The 22,476-nt window shown below is 45.6% G+C and carries 25 protein-coding genes and 2 riboswitches; of the genes, 12 read left to right on the forward strand and 13 right to left on the reverse strand.

All coding sequences use genetic code 11. From position 1 onward, the window contains the following. Nucleotides 1–141: 141 nt before the first annotated feature. Nucleotides 142–807, reverse strand: coding sequence for an L-threonylcarbamoyladenylate synthase (locus QUA56_RS18910; RefSeq protein WP_333360324.1), 666 nt, complete (start codon nucleotides 805–807; stop codon nucleotides 142–144). 75 nt (nucleotides 808–882) lie between these two features. Between QUA56_RS18910 and larC the strand changes: the two genes are divergently transcribed. After that, nucleotides 883–2,295 (forward strand): nickel pincer cofactor biosynthesis protein LarC, encoded by a 1,413-nt coding sequence (gene larC, locus QUA56_RS18915; protein ID WP_333360326.1) that lies wholly within the window; start codon nucleotides 883–885, stop codon nucleotides 2,293–2,295. 305 nt (nucleotides 2,296–2,600) lie between these two features. Here larC and QUA56_RS18920 read toward each other — a convergent pair whose 3' ends face one another. Then, nucleotides 2,601–3,947, reverse strand: a complete 1,347-nt coding sequence (locus QUA56_RS18920; protein WP_333360328.1) for an NB-ARC domain-containing protein — start codon at nucleotides 3,945–3,947, stop codon at nucleotides 2,601–2,603. A gap of 339 nt (nucleotides 3,948–4,286) precedes the next feature. Between QUA56_RS18920 and QUA56_RS18925 the strand changes: the two genes are divergently transcribed. From QUA56_RS18925 to QUA56_RS18960, 8 genes are all read left to right on the forward strand, one after another. After that, complete coding sequence (locus QUA56_RS18925; protein ID WP_333360330.1) at nucleotides 4,287–5,117, forward strand: peptidoglycan-binding protein; 831 nt, start codon at nucleotides 4,287–4,289, stop codon at nucleotides 5,115–5,117. 61 nt (nucleotides 5,118–5,178) lie between these two features. Further along, nucleotides 5,179–6,057, forward strand: coding sequence for a peptidoglycan-binding protein (locus QUA56_RS18930; RefSeq protein WP_333360332.1), 879 nt, complete (start codon nucleotides 5,179–5,181; stop codon nucleotides 6,055–6,057). 27 nt (nucleotides 6,058–6,084) lie between these two features. After that, nucleotides 6,085–6,912, forward strand: coding sequence for an N-acetylmuramoyl-L-alanine amidase (locus QUA56_RS18935; RefSeq protein WP_333360334.1), 828 nt, complete (start codon nucleotides 6,085–6,087; stop codon nucleotides 6,910–6,912). A 112-nt stretch (nucleotides 6,913–7,024) separates the two neighbouring features. Further along, the gene (locus QUA56_RS18940; protein ID WP_333360337.1) at nucleotides 7,025–7,408 is read left to right on the forward strand and encodes a hypothetical protein; all 384 of its coding nucleotides are present in this window, start codon (nucleotides 7,025–7,027) and stop codon (nucleotides 7,406–7,408) included. Nucleotides 7,409–7,413: 5 nt separating this feature from the next. Then, a complete protein-coding gene (locus QUA56_RS18945; RefSeq protein ID WP_333360339.1) occupies nucleotides 7,414–7,749 on the forward strand; it encodes a hypothetical protein in 336 nt (111 codons plus the stop codon). A gap of 55 nt (nucleotides 7,750–7,804) precedes the next feature. After that, entirely contained in the window at nucleotides 7,805–8,206 is a 402-nt protein-coding gene (locus tag QUA56_RS18950; RefSeq protein ID WP_333360341.1) for a DUF1304 domain-containing protein, read from the forward strand. Between the two features lie 169 nt (nucleotides 8,207–8,375). Further along, entirely contained in the window at nucleotides 8,376–8,741 is a 366-nt protein-coding gene (locus tag QUA56_RS18955; RefSeq protein ID WP_333360343.1) for a DUF433 domain-containing protein, read from the forward strand. Next, nucleotides 8,725–9,075, forward strand: a complete 351-nt coding sequence (locus QUA56_RS18960) for a DUF5615 family PIN-like protein (RefSeq protein ID WP_333360345.1) — start codon at nucleotides 8,725–8,727, stop codon at nucleotides 9,073–9,075. The genes QUA56_RS18955 and QUA56_RS18960 overlap by 17 nt, the downstream gene beginning before the upstream one ends. Before the next feature lie 29 nt (nucleotides 9,076–9,104). On the opposite strand, the gene QUA56_RS18965 is transcribed toward QUA56_RS18960, so the two are convergent. The 8 genes from QUA56_RS18965 to QUA56_RS19000 form a co-directional block, all read right to left on the reverse strand. Continuing rightward, nucleotides 9,105–9,953 (reverse strand): ABC transporter ATP-binding protein, encoded by an 849-nt coding sequence (locus tag QUA56_RS18965; RefSeq protein WP_333360347.1) that lies wholly within the window; start codon nucleotides 9,951–9,953, stop codon nucleotides 9,105–9,107. Between the two features lie 136 nt (nucleotides 9,954–10,089). After that, nucleotides 10,090–10,956: a methyltransferase domain-containing protein gene (locus tag QUA56_RS18970; RefSeq protein ID WP_333360349.1), complete on the reverse strand. Its 867-nt coding sequence runs from the start codon at nucleotides 10,954–10,956 to the stop codon at nucleotides 10,090–10,092. Between the two features lie 19 nt (nucleotides 10,957–10,975). After that, a complete protein-coding gene (locus tag QUA56_RS18975) occupies nucleotides 10,976–11,416 on the reverse strand; it encodes a hypothetical protein (protein WP_333360351.1) in 441 nt (146 codons plus the stop codon). A 118-nt stretch (nucleotides 11,417–11,534) separates the two neighbouring features. Beyond that, nucleotides 11,535–11,679, reverse strand: a riboswitch (cobalamin riboswitch). A gap of 38 nt (nucleotides 11,680–11,717) precedes the next feature. Then, nucleotides 11,718–12,296 (reverse strand): Uma2 family endonuclease, encoded by a 579-nt coding sequence (locus QUA56_RS18980; protein ID WP_333360354.1) that lies wholly within the window; start codon nucleotides 12,294–12,296, stop codon nucleotides 11,718–11,720. A 208-nt stretch (nucleotides 12,297–12,504) separates the two neighbouring features. After that, a complete protein-coding gene (locus tag QUA56_RS18985) occupies nucleotides 12,505–13,938 on the reverse strand; it encodes an ABC transporter substrate-binding protein (RefSeq protein WP_333360356.1) in 1,434 nt (477 codons plus the stop codon). 298 nt (nucleotides 13,939–14,236) lie between these two features. Then, nucleotides 14,237–15,037 (reverse strand): cobalt ECF transporter T component CbiQ, encoded by an 801-nt coding sequence (gene cbiQ, locus QUA56_RS18990; protein ID WP_333360359.1) that lies wholly within the window; start codon nucleotides 15,035–15,037, stop codon nucleotides 14,237–14,239. An 8-nt stretch (nucleotides 15,038–15,045) separates the two neighbouring features. Beyond that, complete coding sequence (locus tag QUA56_RS18995) at nucleotides 15,046–15,366, reverse strand: energy-coupling factor ABC transporter substrate-binding protein (protein WP_333360361.1); 321 nt, start codon at nucleotides 15,364–15,366, stop codon at nucleotides 15,046–15,048. A gap of 3 nt (nucleotides 15,367–15,369) precedes the next feature. Beyond that, a complete protein-coding gene (locus QUA56_RS19000; RefSeq protein WP_333360363.1) occupies nucleotides 15,370–16,128 on the reverse strand; it encodes an energy-coupling factor ABC transporter permease in 759 nt (252 codons plus the stop codon). 22 nt (nucleotides 16,129–16,150) lie between these two features. Then, nucleotides 16,151–16,297, reverse strand: a riboswitch (cobalamin riboswitch). 174 nt (nucleotides 16,298–16,471) lie between these two features. Here QUA56_RS19000 and QUA56_RS19005 point away from each other — a divergent pair. Continuing rightward, nucleotides 16,472–17,233 carry a Uma2 family endonuclease gene (locus QUA56_RS19005; protein WP_333360365.1) on the forward strand — a complete coding sequence of 254 codons (762 nt, stop codon included), beginning with the start codon at nucleotides 16,472–16,474 and terminating at the stop codon, nucleotides 17,231–17,233. A gap of 54 nt (nucleotides 17,234–17,287) precedes the next feature. On the opposite strand, the gene QUA56_RS19010 is transcribed toward QUA56_RS19005, so the two are convergent. Further along, complete coding sequence (locus QUA56_RS19010; RefSeq protein ID WP_333360366.1) at nucleotides 17,288–17,425, reverse strand: hypothetical protein; 138 nt, start codon at nucleotides 17,423–17,425, stop codon at nucleotides 17,288–17,290. 50 nt (nucleotides 17,426–17,475) lie between these two features. On the opposite strand from QUA56_RS19010, the gene QUA56_RS19015 reads away from it, so the two are divergent. Continuing rightward, nucleotides 17,476–19,056 (forward strand): FAD-dependent oxidoreductase, encoded by a 1,581-nt coding sequence (locus QUA56_RS19015; protein WP_333360368.1) that lies wholly within the window; start codon nucleotides 17,476–17,478, stop codon nucleotides 19,054–19,056. A gap of 349 nt (nucleotides 19,057–19,405) precedes the next feature. On the opposite strand, the gene QUA56_RS19020 is transcribed toward QUA56_RS19015, so the two are convergent. After that, on the reverse strand, nucleotides 19,406–21,535 hold the full coding sequence (locus QUA56_RS19020; RefSeq protein ID WP_333360371.1) for a pentapeptide repeat-containing protein: 2,130 nt from the start codon (nucleotides 21,533–21,535) through the stop codon (nucleotides 19,406–19,408). A gap of 15 nt (nucleotides 21,536–21,550) precedes the next feature. After that, nucleotides 21,551–21,877, reverse strand: a complete 327-nt coding sequence (locus QUA56_RS19025) for a hypothetical protein (RefSeq protein WP_333360372.1) — start codon at nucleotides 21,875–21,877, stop codon at nucleotides 21,551–21,553. A gap of 97 nt (nucleotides 21,878–21,974) precedes the next feature. Between QUA56_RS19025 and QUA56_RS19030 the strand changes: the two genes are divergently transcribed. Then, on the forward strand, nucleotides 21,975–22,424 hold the full coding sequence (locus QUA56_RS19030) for a hypothetical protein (RefSeq protein WP_333360375.1): 450 nt from the start codon (nucleotides 21,975–21,977) through the stop codon (nucleotides 22,422–22,424). Nucleotides 22,425–22,476: the final 52 nt, after the last annotated feature.

A 22,476-nucleotide genomic window follows, 5' to 3' on the forward strand; every position in this document is an offset into this window, starting at 1 on the left:
AGAAAACTGCTGAGTCTTTTGGGTTTGAGCTAGTTGCTAAAACTCCACAGTTAGATTGAGTTTCTTAGGAGGACTTTCGCTATGAGACGGGGGTTTTGAACCCCCGGCGGACTGTTCGAGAAGCGAAAGCATCCTCAAATTTTAATCTTTTTCCCAAACGGCGACAGCTTCCCATCCCAAACCGCGGCGAACAACAATCGGTTCGCTTTGTGTCAAATCGAGAATGGTAGAAACTTGATATCCCGGATCGGAACCGTCATCGACAATCACATCTACTAACTTAGAAAAACAGTCAAAAAGTTCAGCTTTGCCAAAGCTTTCTGCTTTTGCTGCAGGGACTGGTGCTGCACCTTCATCATCCGTGGTAATGTGAGCGGATGTTGAAATAATTGGATTTCCCAAAGCTTCCAACAGTGTAAAACAAAGCCGCTGGTCGGGAACGCGAATTCCAGTGGTTTTGCGTTTTGGGTTCATTACCAGCCGCGGCACTAACTTGGTGGCTGGCAGCAGAAATGTATAAGACCCTGGTATTAACCGCTTGATAATTCTGTATGCTTCATCGCTGACGGCAGCATAGTCGGTAATATTTGACAGAGAGGAACACAGGAACGTTAAAGGCTTATCATTGGATAGTTGCTTGATCTGCCTGACTCGTTCTACCGCAGATTTGGAGTTGAGATCGCAGCCGATCGCGTAAACTGTATCTGTCGGATAAAGCATCACTGCCCCATCTTTCAGAGCTTTTGTAATCTTCTCGATCCGGTCTTTTTGCGGTGCGACTGGATGCACTTCGTAAATAGTTGCCATGTTAAGATATTGCAGGCTAAGTGGGCGATCGAAATATCGAGTGAAACAATCAAGGCTAAAAATTAATTGTTAACAATGAATAAAATAGCTTATTTTGACTGTCCGACCGGCATTGCTGGCGATATGTGCATAGGAGCTCTCGTCCACGCCGGCGTTCCTTTAGAATACCTAATCGAAAAACTCAATTTGCTCGGCATTTCGACAGAGTACCAGTTGCGGACGGAATTAGTCCACCGGAATACTCAACAAGCAACTAAATTTTATGTCGATTTAAGTGCCGATTTGTGGTTAAAACCAGAAAATCCCGCTGATTCCACACTCGATCCCTCGGAAACGGAATCCCCGACTTTTGACGCCCGCCACCACCACCATCACGGGGAAGAACATTCTCACAGTCACGGCGAAGCAGATGCGGAAATTAGCCACACTCATCACCGCCATTTGCCAGAAATCAAGCAGATTATTGTCTCTGCAAAATTGCCTCCGCGCGTGGAAGCCTGGAGTTTGGCCGTATTTGGGAAATTAGCAGATGCAGAAGGTGCCGTACACGGTATCCCCGCAAGCGAGGTTCACTTTCACGAGGTGGGGGCGACGGATGCAATTATTGATATTGTCGGTACTTGTTTGGGTTTGGATTGGTTGGATATTGATGAATTTTACTTTTCGGCAATGCCGACTGGTGGGGGTACGGTGAAGGCGGCCCACGGTAAGTTAGCGGTGCCGACGCCGGCGGTGATGCGGTTGTGGGAAACGCACCGAGTGCCGGTTTACAGCAACGGGATCGATCGCGAATTGTGCACTCCTACGGGAACTGCGATCGCCTGTACTTTCGCTGCTGCTTTTGGCCCGCCGCCGCCGATGCAGCTTCAGGCGATCGGATTGGGTGCAGGTTCTCGAATGCTGGCAATTCCTAATATCTTGCGCCTCTGGATTGGGGAGAAGGAAGAGGGGGAGAGGGGGAGAGGGGGAGAGTGGGAGAGTGGGAGAAAGACGGCTACTAATTCCCAATTCCCCATTACCGATTCCCAATTACCGATTACCAATTCCATAGAAACTATTACGGTATTGGAAACGCAAATTGATGATTTGAGTCCGCAGGCGATCGGCTATGTTTTCGATGCTTTGTTTGCCTGCGGAGCTCTGGATGTTTTTACTGCGCCAATTGTGATGAAAAAGTCGCGGCTGGGGGTTTTGTTAACTGCGATTTGTCATCCCGAATTTCAGGATGCTTGTGAAGCAGTTATCTTTCGCGAAACTACTACTTTGGGAATTAGGCGATCGACTCAACAGAGAACTATTTTGCACCGGGAAATCCAGACAGTTCAAACAGAATACGGTGAAGTGCAAATAAAAGTTGCGAAGTCTGGACAAACGATTGTTAACGTGCAGCCGGAATACGAAGATTGCGCGGAAATTGCCCGACTTAAAAATATTAGCTGGCGGGAAGTTCACCGCTTGGCGCTGCAAAGTTGGTACGATCGCACTTAATCAGTTCGCGATCGCACTCCGACAAAGAAACCGGGTTTTTATACCGAATCTGCGGGCCACAACGCAGTATTTTCGTAAAAAACCCGGTTTCTGACTGGATAAATTCAGTAAATTAACCGCAGCATAATCTGTCGGGTTTGCTTTTCGATCGCGCAACCAAGCTAAAATATTGCCTAGGTGCTGTTTGAGTTGAATAGCAGTTTTAAAATGGGTTAACAGACGTTCAATTAAAGGATACAAAATCAGTTGAATTTATGAGTCGCCGATCTAGTCTTGGGTTTGGGATTCAATTAAGACATGAGTGTTCATGAGTTAAGTTTGTTTGCGATCGTTCCTTGCTCAGCAGTTTGGAGCAAGCGTTCTCTGACATACTCGACGATCGCCGGTTGTAGCATTAAACTTGTCGGTGCGGTATCATTGAGCGATCGCCGATCTTCGATGAGCGATCGTTCAGCCAGCGCCTCCAATGCTTCCATCAGTTGCCGTCCCGAAACTTTGGGCAAAATTTCCGCTTTTAACTTCGCAGGGGTAGCTCCTTCTTGATTAATGGCGATCCAGTACATGATTTTTTGTTGCAGGGGTGACAAGCGATCGAACTGGCGATCGAGCAAATCCCACAAGTCGCTAAAAACAGTATTTCCTTGCACTAAAAATGCGTGAATATCACCGCCAAAAAGTGTTTTAATCGTCGTTGCAGCAAGTTTGAGGGCGAGGGGATTGCCGCCAAAGTAGTTGACAATATCTTGACACTGCAATAGCGTTGCCTTTAATCCTTTGGCGGCGAGGATTTGCTGGCATACTGGCGGTGAAACTCCGAAGAGTTTGAGCGATCGCACGGGTAAATTTTCGCCCGATCGCACAGCAAACCCGCCCGGTTTTTCTCGTCCGGTTAAAATCATACAACTTCGGTGGGGTTCGTCAGCAATGCGCGCCAATAACTGTCGGTAATCTTCATAGCCTTGTTGATATTGTCCGCTGCGATTTCCACCTTGCAAAATCGACTCTAGATTGTCGAAAATTAACAAACAGCGTTTTTGTCGCAACTGTTCCATGAGAGCAGGAATAGAGTGATTGTTTGTGGCTGATGAATTAGTTAAAATCGGCAAAATATTGCTGAGGATAACATCTAATTGCGGTGCTTGCTGCAAACTCCGCCAAATCGCGAATTCAAACTGAGATTGAATTTGCTGAGCGAGTTTTACAGACAGAGAAGTTTTGCCGATACCGCCAAGTCCAAAAATACCGATCAGACGAGTAGAATTGCCGCTAATCCAAGTTTCTAATGTTTCGAGTTCCTGTTGCCGGTTGTAAAATTGGGAAACATCGATCGCTTCTCCCCAATCTTGGGTGCAGTTATCTGCTTCGCTAGCGTGCAAGATGCCCGCACAGCAATGCTGGTAGCGGCGCAAGACTGCTTGCAGATTTTGCTTTGAGATTTTTTCGCCGATGATTTGAGAGAGATTTCGCCACAAATGCGAACCGACTTTTTTGATATAGTCATGTTCGTAAAGTAAGCGATCGGCTATCTCTTGATAAGAGTGTCCCTCCCAAGTTTCCAGAAAGACGCGGGATTGAATGTCATTGAGTTTTTGCTTTTTGTTTGCGGATTGTAACAGACTATCAACTAGGGCGATCGCCTCTTGTCCTTTCATAGCTTGCCAATTTGACCTATTCAGTAAATTTACTGATGTTTCATGAGTGCGAGTTGCTGTTCAGGAAAGAAAACAAATTAACTGAATTAACCGCAAGGTAATCCCTTTTATACTTGGCGGTTGAAACCGCTACTAAACAAAGTCCGCCTTCCGAGACTGAAAAATAAGGGGGATATTTGACCCGGATTTGGGATGAGGTTAATTGCACAATCTCAGATATCAAATCTCAAATCGATTGAGTAAATTTACGTAAGTTTACAAAACCATGTCACTTTTTCTCACCGGCAGGGCGATCGGGCGTGGTTTATTCTTTAATAGTTAGTTGATTAGAGGATGATCATGGCAACAGTTAGAAACATTATTCAAACTCACGCTAATGGTACTTGTGGCACACAGGATGTGAAACAACTTAGCCTTCAGGTCATTGATGAAATGAACCTGCTAATTCCCAATGTTCTAGTTAGCTTTGATGATTTGGACGTATCAGGTAAGGAAGCAACAGTTAATTTTTTCTTGCAACCCAAGGCAAAAGAATCTCTGCGACGTGCGATTAAAAGAAGAGGGGTAACACTCAGACTTAATTCGGCCTATCGGACTGTTGTCCAACAACATATTCTATTCAGTTGGCAAGGTTCTGAATGCGTAGCGATAGCAGCGAAACCCGGACGGAGTAACCATGAAGATGGTCTTGCCATTGATACTCCAGATTTTGAAGAATGGATACCTGCATTGGAAGCCGAAGGCTGGCAGAATTTAGGAGTTCACGATCCAGTACATTTCACCTACATGGGTGGGGGTGTTCGAGATGACATTGGAGACATTGGAGTCAAAGCTTTTCAGATTCTCTGGAATAAACATAATCCCAAGGATCTAATTGGTGAAGATAGTGACTACGGACCTGAAACCGCGGCACGTTTGGATCGATCGCCCGCCAACGGTTTTGCAATAGCAAGACTTCTCAAGCTAATTAGTCCACCAATGAAAGGTGAAGATGTGCGGAAAGTGCAACAAGCCCTACTTAAAGAGGGTTTACTCGAAGCCCAGCAGATGAATGGAATTTACAACGAAGCGACCAAACTTGCGGTTGAGATATTCCAGAAACGTGAAGGGCTAGGGATAGATGGAATAATCGGCCCGCAAACTCGCAGAGCATTAAAAATGCTGGCATAAATGCTCAAGGCTTCTAGCGCAAGTCCAGAGAAAGTCATTATTACTAATTGGAGATTTGAATATGGCGATTGAAAAAGTTGAGTTAGAACTCAATGACGGGATTATTGATACCCCTCACCTGATAGATGATGTCGAAATCCTGCAAAGGCGCTTGAAAGATTGGGGAGTATTACCAAAAGATGCCAAAATTGACGGACTTTTGGGGTCTGTCACTAAGGCAGCAGTGGAGCAATTTCAACGGATGCGTCCTGCTGATAGAAGTCAATTTGTCCCAGGTGGACTAAAGGTAACAGGCAAAGTCGATCGCAATACCTGGGCTGAGTTGCTGAAGGTGAAGTCAGAAGAAATCACAATAGTTAGTCGCAAACCCCAGATTTGGGATATGCCAGGTGGCTTCTCTAGCGTTGATAATATTTTAGATATTGCTCAATGCCCATCGGAAATTCGCCCCTTTGCCAAGAAAAATTTGCCTCTTGTCCTCAATCAATGTATCGATAATGGCGTCATCGATCGGGGGCAAATTGCCTATGTTTTCGCAACTGCCGAACATGAATCCCATTTTGGACGCTTCATGATGGAATTATCTGATGGGTGGTATCTGGAAGGTCGCGAAGATATAGGGAACACTGAACCCGGTGATGGCCCTCGCTTCAAAGGAAGAGGTTTTGTCCAAATTACAGGTCGTCGGAACTACCGAATCTGGAGTGCAAAACTAGGAATTAACTTGATAGATAATCCCGAAAAAGCCGCTCTCCCTGAAATTGCTGCCATTATTCTAGTTCGGGGGATGCGTGATGGTAGTTTTACCGGTGTGGGCTTGAGTGATTTCATTGTTGGCGATCGACGAGATTTTTTGAACGCCAGAAGAATAGTAAATGGACTGAACAGGGCTGACAACATCGTGCAAATCGCTGAGTATTATTTCAAAGCCATAGCCTAAAACTTCAACAATTTGGAGTCATTTTTTATGCCATTTACCGCAAAAGTTGTAACAGCAGAAGCATGGGGAGCCAGACCGCCCAAATCTGGAACATTTCCTTTCCAAAGGACTATTCCCCGTTATGTCATCGTCCATCATACAGACAACCAAAACCCTCCTAACGACCCATCAACAGGCACAATTGAAGGCGCACTTCGGTTCGCGCGAATCATTCAAAATGTACACATGGATGATAATGATTGGTCGGACTCAGGACACAACTTCTTAAATACAACCGGGGGGTTTATTCTAGAAGGCCGGCACGGTTCCCTAAATGCTGTAAAACAAGGGTTTTGTATCCAGTCAGCCCATGCAGCACAAGACCCAGGAAAATTAGCCAACGGCAATCAATCTCCTGGTATTGAAAATGAAGGCAATTTCATGACCTTTCAAATGGGTCAAAAGCAATGGCAGAGCCTTGTAGAACTTTGTGTCTCATTATGTGATTCTTGCAATATTAGTCCGCTTAATATTAAGGGACACAGAGATTTCAGTAATACTGATTGTCCGGGTGATTTATTGTACAGTCAACTTCCCCGTTTGAGAAAACAAGTTGCCGATAAGCTAGGTCTGCAATTTATGCCAGAAGAGCTAGAAAATGATTCGCAAGTTGTGGATCTAAAGTTTGGCTCAACAGGTTCAGCCGTTATCAAACTACAACAGCGATTGCGCGATCGAGGATTTAATCCAGGAGCAGTTGATGGTGTATTTGGTGAAAATACACAAGCGGCTGTAAAAGCTTTCCAGCGTTCTGTTGGACTTCAAGATGATGGAATAGTTGGTGCCATGACTCGAACTAAGTTAGGACTTAGTTAACCTTATTCCTGATTGTTTTAAATCACATACAAGGTGTACTTAAGTTCTTAATTATGCCTTGCCTGTATTTAGCGTTATAGCGCATATACCACTTGAATTAATAGTTGAATTCATGATGCAAGAAATACCAGAAAACATTGAAAATCAAATCAAAAGATGGCATCAGTATGCCTATATATTGCATTCCATTTATCTGTTCTTAGGAGTGACTTCAATTGTCTCATCCTTACTTGTGGCCACCTTTGTTGAAGAACTCGGAACTCATCGAACAAAAGTGCTTTCTGCAATTAGCGCAATTTCATTAGCTTTGATTAGCACAACAGATGTTAAACGAAAAGGTAATGGGTTTCGTCAAGCTCAAAGACACTTAAGAGCTGAATCAATGAGATTTCACACTGGTAGTAGCTCACCGGAAAAATTAGTGGCAGCTTTCGCCGAAGCAGAAGCGATGATAGGAGACGTAAATTTTGACCCAAAAAAGTTATCTCAGGATTAGAAGTTATGCTTACAACAGTCCTAACATCGATCGTCACAGCTTTTGGAACAGCAATTGTTACTACTTTAGCGTCTTTTCTTCTTCAAGAACGAAGAATAAAGTTTGAGTTTGCCCAGATGCGAACTGAATTTATGGCAGAACAAGTGGCCAGACAACTGTTGGAGCATGAGAATTGGCAAAGACGTAGTTTTAAAGCAATCAAGCACAGGTTAGGTGGTTTTGATGATGACGAGCTACGAAAAATACTTGTGAGGGCTGGTGCTATCAGATTTGAAGATCGAAATACCAAAGAAGAATTTTGGGGATTGATCCATAGAAATCGAGATGTTTTGAATTCTTAAGTAGGACGATCGCTCTCAGGTTATTCATTAGTTAAATCAAATAAAGGAGACTACAATGCCGCAAATTGCCAACCTATTCATAGCGATCGCTGCGTTAGTGCATATTATTCTTTTTGCTGTCGAGATATTTTTCTGGAAAGAACCTGTCATTCATCAGAGGCTTGGCTTCACTTTAGACGAGGCGCTCAAAGTAGCGCCAATAGTTGCTAATGCAGGGCTGTACAATGGGTTCATTACTGCTGGTTTGATTTGGGGCTTGGTTTCCGGCAAAAATGGTGACGCGATTAAGGTTTTCTTTCTAGCGTGCGTCATTATCGCTGGAATTTTTGGTGCTGCAACGTTGAAGTGGACTACACTTCTGATTCAGACTGCTCCTGGTGCGATCGCTCTTTTTCTAGTTTGGATATCAAGATGGAAAGATTCAGGTAGTCAAAAGAACCAGGCAATTAACCAATGATCCGCCTTCTTCATCTCCTCACCAAATAATAGGAAATGAAGGTTGCAAGTGCGATCTTACAAACCTTTACAAAACCCTGTCACTTTTTCTCACCGACAGGGCGATCGGGTTGTGGTTATAATGCAGACAAGTAACGATCGATCGACACAACTATTCTGAGAATAGACTTATGAGCCATCAAATCGAATTTAAGGTTGCTGCCCCACCGTTTCGTTGGGATGAAGCTGGTGGCATCCGCATTGGTCACAGTCGCGTTACCCTCGATAGCTTGCTAGCAGCATACCATCATGGCTCTACACCTGAAGAAATTGCGGTTCAGTATTCTGTTCTCCATTTAGAAGAAATATATGCAGCGATCGCTTACTATCTCAGCCACCGTCAGGAAATAGATAACTACTTAGATCAACGTCGCCGGAAAGCTCAACAACAGCACAGTCAGTTTGTGCAGCAGTATAACTTAGCTAATCTCAGGCAGCGCTTGAGCGATCGCGATCAGAATCAAGGAGAATTCACAGCCAATGCGTCTATTAACTGATGAGAACTTCAACGGTTCGATATTGCGAGGCTTAATCAGACGCTTACCAGACTTAGATGTTGTTCGCATTCAGGATGTAGGTTTAATCCACGCAGACGATCCCACTATCTTAGAATGGGCCGCCAATGAGGGGCGCATTTTGCTTACCCATGATGTGGCGACAATTACCGACTACGCCTACGAACGAATTAAAAACGGGTTGCCCATGCCCGGAGTTGTTGAAGTTATTGCAACGGCTCCGATCGGGCTGGTCATTGATGACTTGTATTTATTCGTTTGTTGCAGTCAGCCCGACGAATATGAAGGCCAGATTCTTTTCATTCCCTTTCCTTAATTCCTACACCATAAATTGTCTAAATCCCGTTAAAGCAGCCGCCGCCATTGTAAAATCTGTTGTTGCCACAGCTCGAAATTCTGTATATTTGAGTTATCATCTATCTGAACGATCGCCCTTATTTGCTCCATCAGCTCGATCGCCAGCGGTACGCCAAGCTGCAATTGCTCCAAAACCTCCCGTTGAGCAAAAACGGTTTCCGGTGTTCCTTCTAAAATCAATTTTCCTCGATCCATCACAAACACCCAATCAGCCCAGCGGTAGATGAAATCGAGGTCGTGACTTGCTAAAAGGATGGTGGTTCCGGCGCTGTGAATTTGTTGGAGTAAACCGATCAGTTGTCGGGTGTGACGCGGGTCGAGATAGGCGGTAGGTTCATCTAGCAGCAGCAGTTTGGGCTTGAGAACCATGATATCGGCGATCGACACCCGCTTTTTTTGTCCCAAACTGAGATTGTGAATTGGTTCGCGGGCGAGTTCACTGAGATCGAATTGCTCGATCGCCTGCTGTACCTGTTGAGCAATTTCGGATTCTCTCAAACCTAAATTGTACAATCCGTAGGAGATATCTTCTTCTACCGTGGAAGCTACTAATTGATGTTCGGGATTTTGAAAGACGAGTCCGATTTGTTGGCGCAGTTGCATCAAAGATTTGCGATCGTAGCGAAAGGGTTTACCTTCCCAACTAATGATTCCCTGTTGCGGTTGGTACAAGCCATTTGCTAACAGGAAAAAGGTAGTTTTGCCACAGCCGTTTTGACCGATCAGCCCGCAGCGTTTCCCGGCGGGTACTTTGAGGTTTAAACCCTGAATTGCCACTCGCGAACCGCAGGGATATGAGTAGGAAGTGCGATCGAATTCGAGAATCCATTCAGACATATTTGTTATTTGTTAATTGTTATTTGTTATTTATTATTTATTATAATCTTGTTCCCAGGCTCTGCCTGGGAATAAATACCCGGAGGCTGTGCCTCCAATTACCGATTACCGATTACCAATTTCCATTGTATTTGTGTCAGTTTTCATCTGTTTTTGACAACTGCCAAAGTTGAATTTCATAACACAAATGCTGCTCAAAAAGTTGACTTGCCTCCAATCCTTCAACCACCAGCTTCTTGAACCAGCGACGAAATATCCAGCGCAGGAATTTGTGGACGGGCGGAACTGCGATCGCAATTAAATCTGCAACATAGATCATTGTATTCAGTCCATACCTGCGGAAAGTATCGACATATAAATCGATTGTCGGCAAAATATGGGCCGAAATATCCTCAGTTTTGACTAAAGTGAATCCAGCCTGCTTTAAGGCTGCATGAAGTTCCGTAACAACATGACAATTAGAGAACATTCCCTCTTGATAATTAGCATCAGAACGCAGCATATCGGCAAGCAGCACGTAGCCACCCTGATTGAGGATTTTGGCGGCACCGTTAGCAATATCAACAGCCGACATATACTGGCTACTTTCGCTAAAGAGAATAAGATCGTAGAAATGGGTTGCTTTAAAGTCTTCAAACCTCGTGAGGTGGAAGATTGCCCGATCGCGCGTACACTTGAGAAATCGCTGTTGTTGGAACGGATCGGGTGCGAGCCCTTCCACTGCAAAACCTCGATCGAGCAAATAAGCCGCATTTCCGCCAATCCCGCAGCCCACATCCAGTATCGTATGAGTGCCTTTGGGGATCGCATCCAACAGTTTTACAGTATAAGCTTGCTGAGCGACGCGCAATCGCGCGAGTGTTAGTTCATCAGCGGGCACAGGTAGGGTTTCCCAATAGCCGTAGTGAAGGTAGGGCGAATCTGTCAGGCCCAAATAGTAATTAAGCGCTGCATTTTGGTAGCGAGTTACCTTGGAAATTTCGATTGATTTTGGCTGCGACATTCGGAAAATTTAGTAAGTTTTAGGATTTCGGGCAGAGTTGAAATTCTTCCCAGCGCTTGCATACCTGTTCATAGCACTCAACAGGAGAAATTGCCAAGTTTTGCAACAAATTGATATCAATCTGACCGTTGGCGATCGACAAAAATATAATTGCTGCCTTGGGTTCGTAGCTAGCAATGATTTGGAGCAGATTTGAAACAGTATTTTCCTCTACTTCTAGTTGTTGCAAATAAGCAGTTACGTGCAATTGCGAAATAAATTGCAGATCGTACTTTATAGTATCTACGCTCCAATTCACAGAGCCGTTAATGGGAGTATTGATTTTGCAAGCAACCAAGCCTCGTCCTCGATGCAAAAAACCATTCCAAGCAGTATGTCCGATCGGCAAAATATTCTGATGAATAAACAAGTTCTGCCAGTAGCCAAAACTACCCTGCCAAACACTATCTTCGATTCGCATTTTTTTTAGTTTCCCGCTGCCTAAAATTTCGTTATTGTCGATCGGGAAACGGAGCACAACAGCAAATTATTTGTAAAAATATTGAACTCACCATCATCCATACCTCGCAGATGAAAAACAACAGGGAAACAAATCGGCGGGCATCCTGACTCAGAGATGCAATGATCTCATTACAGTTGCGGGACAGCGCCGGATTCGCACCGAACTTTCCCCCTTGCGTCTGATGTGTGTTTTTCATCAGAGCCGATCGATATACCGGGATATTACCACTATTTGGGATATTTGACAAAAAATCGTCCGCCTATTCACCAAACTCAATATTTTCATACAAATCTGCCAGCGAAATTTCCACAGGAATAGAGGTTAATGTCAGGCGATCGCCCATACAGCTATATTCCGAAAAAATCCACTTATTCGCATCAGTTTTAGAATATTGCTCGACCTGTAGCCGATATTGGTCGATTAATAAATACTCCTGAAAACTAGGAATACTGCGATAGGCAGCAAACTTTTCATCGCGGTCATAAGCTTTGGTACCTTTAGACAGCACCTCAGCAATTAGCAGCGGATTGGTAATTGTATCCGTCCGTCCAGATTGCAGCTCTATCGGGCGCGCTACCACCATCACATCTGGATAAGTATAATTATTAAGGTGCGGAACCCAAAGCCGCTGATCCGATGCAAAAATACTGTAAGGTTTACCCTTAAGACTCACCCTCAAAATAGCATTTAAGATGCTCGTAATTTCATTGTGATTCGGTGCGCCACCAGCCATCAGAACAATCTCCCCATTGATAAATTCATGCCGATCCTGAGAATTGATTTCCAATTCTAGATATTCCTGGGCCGTGTAGGTTTTGGTTTCAACTTGCGCGATCATACACAACGCTCTCCTTTAATCTACTCATTTCAGTTTATCTTAAAAATTCTGCTAATTCAACAGAAAAGGAGAATTTAATCATGCTAAGAAACAGGCTTTCCGGCCTGTGAAGCGAAGAGGGAATTTTATTGTGGGGCGGACAGGATGCCCACCCCTGAAAGGCTTATTGAGAATGTGCAAGATGTGAGTGCGATCGCACTTAACAAACTTACCGCAGCGGGACAAAGTTATAGCCAGTGCTTCCTCCTTGTTTAACTTGCACTAAAATCGGCTTACCAGCCCGATCGCCCGTTGGCAAAAACCTCACTTCTTCGCTCGATCCTGCTGCCGAGAAATTCGGATTTCTGAGTGCTTGTTGCAACCCTTCCCGCGTATTGCTTTGCCGCAAGCCAGCGATGACAGCTTGAGTCGCATCAAAACTCGTTGCTGTTCGCCAATTCACAATTCCTCCCCAACGCTGGCGGGAATTTTCTGGGAAACGGCTACCGGGATTAGTTTCAGGATGCCAGGGAACGGGCAAAACAAGCCCGTCAACGTCTTTTTGTCCGTCTTTTAAAGTTTGAAAGGTATACATTGTGGTGCTGCCGTAGAGTGGCAATTTGCCTCGATTGATGCGAGCCAGAGAAATCGCACGGTCAATGCGATCGACGTGGGGTGCTACCATCAATCCTTGTGCACCTTTGCTGACAGCATCGGCGATCGCACTTTCGGGATTAAAAGAAGGGATTGAAAAGTCGCAAACAGTCGGAACTAATTTGCCTCCAGCAGCAGTAAGAGAGGCCACAAATTCATCTTTAAAGGAGATGTTATCGGGTGCTTGCGAGTCATAACAAATGGCAATATTAGTTTTGCCTGCTGTTTTGACTGCATATTCTGCTAAGGGAGCCGCCATTACGCTAATATTGGGAACAGTCCGAAAGATGTAGCTGCCAAATCCTGATAGATTATTTGCCAAGCTCGTAGGTGTAACCATTACCAGTTTTTCTTGCTGATATATCGGAGCAGCTTCGAGAGATGCGTTGCTAGCATTGTGTCCAATTACTGCTAGTATATTCCGATCTTTTGTCAATGTCTTTGCAACTTCTCTGACCACTTCTGGACTGTTGTCATCGTTGACTATTTCTACTTGGAGTTCTGCGCCGTTGATGCCACCGCTATTATTGATTTCATCCTGAGCTTGGGCGACACCCCGGAGGATTTCTTGGGCAACATTGGGGTTGCTACCAATGGGGACGCTGACAGCAATTATTAAGGAAGAACCATTGCTGGCTGTGGTCTTATTCAAATAAATAATGGCATTATTCAAATAAATAATGGTTTCGGGATCGTTGCGATTTTGTTGCAGCGATTTCTGAAAATATTCGGCGGCTGCTTGGTAATTTCCCTCAGCAAAAGCTTGAACTCCTGCTTGTTTTGCTGCTGTTGTTTGGGATGTCAGCAATATCTGATTTCCTAAACTGATGCGATTTGCGATCGCTCCCGATGGGCTCGTTGCCTGTGTAGATGTAGATGTAGGTGTATTTGAAGTTTTGGCATTCAATAAACCGGGAACAAACTTGTATGCGCCAAACCCAATTAAGCCGATGGCAATAATAAAAACAATCGGCGGTGGGCTGTTGCTTTTGTTAGGATCTTGATACATAATTTTTTCTATTTATTTTGATACTGTAATTATTCATTCAATTACTGCTCGCGTCAATTCATATAATTCATTCATCGAGTTCATAAAAGTCATATTTGTAATAGCTGTCGCAGGAAGTGCGATCGCCCTTATTCAAATCTGGCCCGCTAAACTAACGATAATACGAGAATTATCAACAAGAGGACTTACGCACTGGCGATCGGAAACCGGGTTTTCTACTGAATCTGCGATGCTCTAACGAAGTATTTTCGTAAAAAACCCGGTTTCTGGGCCCCCATGCTAAGTCCCAAGAATAAATTTAGCGTTGAAATACTGCGCTTAAAATGGTTAAAACCGTGCAGCCAAACACGGCTTCCAATGTATATCTTCGCGAAGGTTTGTAAGGGGAAGAATTCCAAACGCGAAGTTCTCCATTAAAGCCGCGCGACGCTAAACTCAAGGAAACTTGACGGTAGTTTTCCAAAGTTCGCTGAAGCAATTGCCCGATTAAAATGCCTAAACTACGCATTCCCAGTTTCCAAGTGCGATAGCCGCAGCGGGAGTTTTGGGCTATCCAAAGTTCATCGGCGATCGCCAATAAGCTAAAAATAAACCGATACATTAGTAATAGCAGTTCTGTGACTAACTCTGGACAGCGTAATTGTCTGAGAATCTGCAAGATTTCGGTAAATGGAACCGTCAAGAGGATGAAATACATACAGCTTGTCGATGCGAAGGCGCGGGCAAATAGCAAGCTCACTTGGTATATCCCAGTGCGGCTCACATACAGATAAAAAGTGCCGGTGCTAATCCCCCAACCTTGCCAGATATCCCACTGAATTGCGGGAATACGATCGCCCGCCACCGCACTCATCGCCAAAGCAGGCAAACTTGTCAGCAAAAACATCAACGGTAGCGACAGCAACCGCAAATACAGTTCCCCCGGAATACCCGCATAGATGACGATCCAGACAGCCAACCAAAGGGCGATCGACAATTGGACGATCGCAGGAGAAACCAGAGAAAGAATTAACAGGGCGATCGCAAAGGATAATTTGTGGGTTGGCGGCAACCCGCGCAAGCGATTTGTATAAGCCAGACTGTCAATCTGATGGTTCATTCCGACGGCTATTCATCATCAGATTTTTGTCGCTGCGATCGCCCCTTGTACAGCCCGATCGCGTAGCCAATTACGCCCGATCCTAGCGCCGCTTGAGTCGCAAACAGCAAACTTTCAATTTCTCCGCTAGCAGGCTCAAATAAGTGATTGAACCAAGGTTGATAGTCCGGTTGAATTTCCGTAATCGCTTTCTGTGCTTCCCCATCCGATCCGCCGTATTCACCCCGGACAAAAACTAGGGGAATAACGGCAAGCGCGATCACAGCAATTACCAACATCCAATTTTGTTGTGAAGTAGCTTGCTGATTTCTTGTGTTTTTTTGACTCATGGCTTATGACTCCTGTCTCAATAGTTTCAAAGTTTCTAACTCCGGCTTCCCGTAAGAATGCAGCCAATTCCAGACTAATACAGTCAGCAATCCCTCACTAATAGCAAGGGGTACTTGAGTAATTGCAAAGATACCAGCAAACTTGAGAAACGAAGCCATAAAACCGCCGCTGGCTGCGGGAAAAGCTAACGCTAATTGAATCGAAGTAACCACGTAAGTCAGCAAATCTGCAAAAGCTGCTGCACAAAAAATTGCCGCCCGTTGCCTGCCAGTTCGCATCAGCAATTGATAGATAAAATAGGCAGCAAACGGGCCAACTATCGCCATCGAAAACATATTAGCTCCCAGCGTTGTCAGCCCGCCGTGAGCTAACAGTAACGTTTGAAAAAGCAGCACTAAAGCACCGAGTACCGCCATCACCGAAGGGCCGAATAAAATCGCACCCAAACCCGTACCCGTTGGGTGAGAACAACTCCCCGTTACCGATGGAATTTTTAAAGCAGAAAGTACAAAAGTAAACGCACCGGCTAAAGCTAACAGCAGTTTAAGTTCCGGGTGTTCTTTGGTGATGCGGGCGATCGCACGCAACCCAAAGGCAAAAAAAGGCAGCGCCACAATCCACCAAAACGCAGCCCATTGCACCGGCAAAAAACCTTCCGAAATGTGCATAGCTGCGGCGGGCGTTGCCGAGCCCAAGACAATATAACAACTCAAGCCAGCCATCAATCCCAAGCTGACCAATTTCCGATTTCCGGCCTTCATGCTGAACCTCGCAGATGAGACAATGTAAACCAACACATCGGCGGGCATCCTGACTCAGAAAGCGACATCACCTTCATTACAGTTGCGGGACAGCGCCGGACTTGCACCGAACTTTCCCCGTTTCCTCTAATGGCTGCTCCCCATTAGAACCGAATCGTTAGGCTTAGTATAGTCGATCGCGTAAGTCTCAGCAAATATTTTACAAAAATTACTTCAGATTAACTAAATCAAAATTACCGATCGTCTTCTCTTCTCTTCCTTCGCGTCTTCGCGGTTCGTTCAATAAATACTATCGCCAAACAAATCAACGGTATAATATTAGTGATTTTTGAGGAAAGCCGCCATGTTAGATTACAAATTTCCGAGGCACTGGCCCTCAGCCGATGAACTACCAGACTCCGATGAAACACCTGTGGATAACGAACTGCAAGAATTAATACCGGGATTGCTAAAGGCAATCTTGCTGATACTTTGGTCAGAACGCATGGACTGGTTTTTTGGCATAGATATGGGTATCTATTATCACCCCGATAAACCTCACATTGTGCCAGATGCTTTCTTAAGTTTAGGTGTAGAAAGGTTTTATGATGAAGAATTGCGTCCCAGTTACGTGCTGTGGGATGAAAATGTTTTGCCGACTTTTGTGCTGGAAGTAGTTTCCCCAACTTATCGCAAGGAATACAGCACAAAGTTGGAGGAATATCAAGCTTTAGGCGTACTTTATTACGTCATTTATTCTTCCCGCCGTCGCCGTAAACCTCATTTAGAAGTACACAAGTTAGTCAATGGGAAGTATGAATTACAGCCAGGACATCCAGTTTGGATGCCAGAAATTGGTTTGGGGATTGGTTGTGAAAGGGGAAATTATTCTGGGGTGACAAGGGAGTGGTTGTATTGGTATGATGCCGATGGCAAACGCTATCTGACACCTGAAGAACAGGTAAAACAATCAGCGGAACGTGTCCAACAGGAAGCCCAGCGCGCCCAACAGGAATCGCAGCGCGCCCAACAGGAAGCCCAGCGCGCCGATCGATTGGCTGAACGTTCCGATCGACTAGCTCAGCGATTGCGAGAGTTGGGGATAGATCCCGATAATCTGACCTGATGGCAATCAAGAGCACCAGACTGACCGACTCTGGACGCTCAGAAACCGGGTTTTTCAACCGAGATCGATCGCCCTCAACGAAGGATTTCCGGGAAAAAACCCGATTTCTACATCCAAGAATGTGTGAATATTTATCGCAAAAATCACCAAAGATGCAGCTAAATTTGGAACCAACAGAGAGTTTGACGGCAAACATTGAGATCCAGCTCGAAAAAATGACGATCGGGAGAGGTTATTAAATAATGGTCACGGATTTGCGTTCTTACGATGTCATCGGCTTTGGTGATGAAGTTCCAGGAGTTTTAGCTGTTATCTCGGCTGCCAGAGAATATCGTCGCCGGACAAAGCGTTATCCGCGAGTTATGCTGATGTCTAAAGGAAGCTTGCAAGAAGGGATTGGCGGGCATTTGGCAAGAGGCGGTCTTGCTTATTTAGATAGAAGTCAGATTAGTCAAGAACTTCAAAAATCTTTAAATTTAGATACCTTTGGTTCACCAGCGGCAATCTATAAAGAGTTCCTGCAAAAATCCGGTGTCACCGCAATTGCACTTGACCCCCGCAAAGCCAGTGCAGCGCTAAAAGAAATGCTGTTACAAGCTGGAGTCGCTCTCCTCAGCAAAGTAGAAATTCAATCAGTCAGTAAAGAAGGCCAAAAAATTGCCAGTATAACCACCTCTAAAGGCGCAGTTTATGCCGGCAAGCAATTTATTGATGCCACTGTCAATGCCGAATTAGCTCAAGCTGCCGGCGTGAGAAAGCAGCAGGGATTTGAAACATTTGGTCTGCCTAACTCAGAACTTCCAGTCACCCTCGTTTTTGAAACCCAAGGACTTACTGCAAGAAGACTGAAAGAACTCGATTACATTTATCTAAAACGCTTCACAAACCTCGCCGATTCTGAAAGTCAAAATTTTTTGCTGTACGCTGCAGGCAAGGATGTCAAACTAGCACAAGAACTCCGGCTGGAAATGATCGACACTAGAGGCAATCTCAAAACTCTGTGGGCGGGTAACGATTACATCGATGTTCGCTCGCCGGCTCTGTCTGCAGCTTATCACTCCTTTAGAGGAAGAAAGCTATCTTTGCCTCAAACGGGCGTAATTTTAGATGAGGGAAATATAGCAATACTTCCAAATGAAAGACTTTCGTGGAATGCGCTTTTATTTGCAGTCACCGCCAGCGAAGCAGAAGCCTTAGCGAGAAGCGGGAGCAAACCCACGGCTAATATGCAAAGAGAGATGTTATTTGTTGCCACTTGGCTGAGGAGTTTGGGGGCTACTTCTGTTACTTCTGCATCAGAACTTTATATCAGACACGCTGGCAATGTAACGGGAGTTGTAGAACCTTTAACCGGCGCACAAATGCTGTTTGGTGGCGTACCTGCTAATGAGGCACTTGCAACATTTAGCTATCATTTTGATGTACGCGGAGGCATCCCGGGTATTGGCGAGAAAGCAAACAGTCGAGGGTGGTTGAAAAGTATGAGTTTTAAACAGCCTATCTTTAATATTGGCATCCGCCACGCATTAATTAAAAACGTTCCTAACCTGGCAGTGGTCAGTCCGTGTTCTGGATTTGAAGGGTTTGCCTGTTCTGTCGGCAGAATTGTTGAATTCAACGCCGCAGTTGGTCAAGGTGTCGGTATCGCTGCCATTAATGCCATTCTAAATAACAAAAATCTCGCCGATGTATCTAACCGAGAAGTGAGACAAGTTCTCGCCCAAACAGGTCAGTTACCTAGAATTTTTGGAGTTGCCAACAATACTGATGGAACGCTACTGGCGCAATTTGAGACTCTTGTCACTTCGGATGCTATTGCGTAATAGCAATTTTAATAAACAATGCAGCAGTATGTTGGGCCAGTGAAACGAAACTCAACACAAAAGTTTTTAGCAAGAAATGAGTAAAATTGGTATTAATATTATTTCCGTTTGGTTGTAGTGAGGAATGCAAGTCCTCTGCATTTTACAGCATATTCCATTTATATGGGGTACACACAATCTTGTTGTAAGGTGCGTCGCCATCAACAATCTGCAAAGTTCCATTGAACCATATAACAGCGACGCACCCTACATAACTGATTTCGGTAATATTAATTCCGATGCTACCGGATTTGATATAACGACCTGTTCTTCGATCGACTTTATTGCCCTACTCGCTAACAACCAACCGTTAATTCTTCTGCGGGCACTTCGGATGAATCCCCCCCTGCAAACAAATGTAAGCAATTTGACTTTGATCTAAATTCTTAACCTCCGCAAAATCAACTCCTTGGAATCGACCCGATTTACTACCTACCGGATTTTGAATAAATTGCTCCGAAGCTGCTTTCCCCTGAAACACAGCGCTTTTAAAATTCGCGCCCGATAAATTCGCGCCCCTAAAATCAACCGAACTCAGATCCGCATTCCGCAAATTAGCATCTTGTAACTGAGCATCTTTTAAATTTGTGTTTGCCAGTTTAGTCGAAGTCAAATCGGCTTTTTGTAAGTTAGCGCCGCTCAAATCCGCACCGGACAAATCTGCACCTTGCCATTCCGATTTAGACAAATTTGTCAAGGACAACTGAGTGCCTTGAGCCTTCACTTGGCCCAAACGCGCACCTGACAAATCAGCTCCTGAAAAATTCGCGCTTCCTATATCTGCACCCGTAAAACTTGCATTTTTTAACATTGCTTGCTGCAAATTTGCCCCAATTAAAATAGCACTGCTGAAATTAGCTGAATTCAAATTTCCGCTTGACAAATTAGCTTTATTCATGACAGCGCGCACAAAAGTAGTCCGGTTCATTACAGCACTGTTCAAAAATGCCCCGGTCAAATTTACTCCTTCAAGATTAGCTGCGCTCAAGTCAGAAATCCAATCGTCAAATGTACCCGCACGCCTGTCTTCACCGGTGCCGTAAAAGCGAGTTCCCTGCAAGCTGGCATTGGTTAAATTGGCGTTTCTGAGCTTAATTCCCGATAAGTCAACTTTGTTTAAAACTAAAGTAAACTGAGCGGGGCCGGCAGGACTTTGAGCTAAATCCGTGCGGCTGAGATCCGCGCCGTTGAGCTGGCTGCTATACACTGTGAGAATTTTGCCGATCGCCCTTTGTACTGTTCTCTGGCGGGCGGCCGCTAACTCGCGTTCCGGGGCCTTGCCGCCAAAGCGCAGGGAATCGAGGTCGTTGCTGAGGGCCTGATTCAACCGCTGCAAGTCAGGCAAAGCTTTCGGGCCGCTACTGACTAAAGCTTGCTGGATCGAGTCCAGCATGGCGCGGCTGTCTTCTTGAGCGAGCAAATCCGCTAGCAGCGGTACGGCGCGGGAGTCTTCCACCGCCCCCAAAGCCAAAATTGCCGATCGCCTGCCCGATGCCCCGCTAGCCGAAGTCGGAGACAATTTGCTAACTAAAGCCACAAATAATTCGTCGTTCCGCTGCCGGGAATCCCGCATATTTGCTTGACTTTGAGTGTAGATGAGAGTGCCGACAAACAAAGTTAAAATCAATCCCGCGCTGCCAACGGTAACTATCACTAAAGTTGTGCCCGGGTGTTGGCGCATCCAATTCCACAAACTGGGATTTTCTTTCACGTCGGTTTGCGGAGTCAAAACCAAAGCCGCAATCTGCGCGTCTTCCTCAGTCCAATCTTGAGTCTTGGCAGGATTGGCAGACAGTTGATTCCGATCGCTGACGACCAAAGTATTCGCGAGGCGATCGTGTCCCGCTTGCCGTTTGTAACGCCATGTAAAAGCGCCGTCTGCGATCACTGCCAAGCCGCTCAGCCCCCCTAAAATCAGCAAATCTGGAAACGCACCGGTCAAGCGCCAAATGCCGTAAGCTACGCCCAGAGGCACTCCCCAGCGCCCCAAACTTTCGCGAATTAGCACTTGCCCAAAACCCGGAGGAGTACCCGACGCTGTGACAACTTTGACGCCGAACCAGCGTTTGGGGAGAGTTTGACCGGTTCTGGCGAGCAAAAACAGTTGCCACGCCGCTAAAACTGCCGGTGCCAGCAGCGCCCCTGACCAGAATAGATTAGTTAGAGGTGCGACTCTGGGGTTGCGATCGCGCATCGGTATGCCCAAAGTACGGGCGACGGTTTCGGATGCTGCTGCTACTGAGGAATTGAGCGGCACGGTTTGAGATTCGTTGTTCACCAATGCCCCGATACTGAAGGGAACGAGGGCGCTGGCGGCAATTAACGAAATTTCCACGGCCCAAGCGCCGCACCTGCGAACCAGCAGTGGCATTTGCTTGGATTGTGTTTGCCAAGACGGATCGGGTTGATTGATGCCGCTGGGCGCGGTGGGGCTAGCCATATTTAGAAATTCCTATTATTTGTCGTTAGTATTTGAGGACTGGGGGGAAATTGCCAATTTATACGCTATGTAGATTAGCACTCCGAGAACGGCAAGAGTCATCAGGGCCGAAATTAGCTGTACGACACTATTGAAGACTGTCAGGACAATTATCGCTCCGACGGCAAAGGCTGCCACCTGCCCGGGTTTGGGGAGTCTTTGAAACTTGTCGAGTAATTGATTGTATAAGGTTCCGACGGCTTGATAGCTGTCTGAATTTTGTGCGATCAGCGGCGATCGTTCTAGTTTAGCTTTTAGTTCTCCGAACGCTTGCTGCCAATTGAAGTTATTTTGAGGATTCATAAAAAAATTCGGGAGTTAGTTTAGATTAATGTGTTCGGAACCGTCATTGTCCCCTACCGTCAAAGAACTAGAACCAAATGCCATTGTGTGAGGAAACATGAAGATCCATTATCCGGGCGATCGCGGCAAACTGTGGTTTAGCCCGATCGTGACCCTAGCCTTGGCAATGATTTTAGCGGATGCCGGAGCCCTTCGGAGCCAACCGCTACAAATTGCTCCGGGATTTCCCGAACCGCTGAGAGTTTCTGGAGTTTCCGGCGGCCCGAACAATAGTGGCGACTGCGGTTTTGTGTCCCAAGCACCGAACCACGTCATCGAAGTAACGCAGGATTTGCCTTACTGGCGGATTGCAGTACAAACCGCTGGAGCTCCGAGTTTGATGATTCAGGGGCCGAGGGGGCGTTTCTGCGTCCTGCCGGCGAATGCTGCTGCGGGGAATGTAGAATTTTCCGGTTATGGCGACAAGGGGACTTATGTTATTTTTGTGGGCGATCGATCTCAAGGTCAACACCCTTATTCTCTCTCGATTTCCCAAAAGCGAAATTAAAAATACAACGGAATTAGGACGCTTGCTGTGAGAAAATGGCTTTTTTGCGATC

The organism is Microcoleus sp. N3A4 (assembly GCF_036701805.1).
Lineage (GTDB): Bacteria > Cyanobacteriota > Cyanobacteriia > Cyanobacteriales > Microcoleaceae > Microcoleus.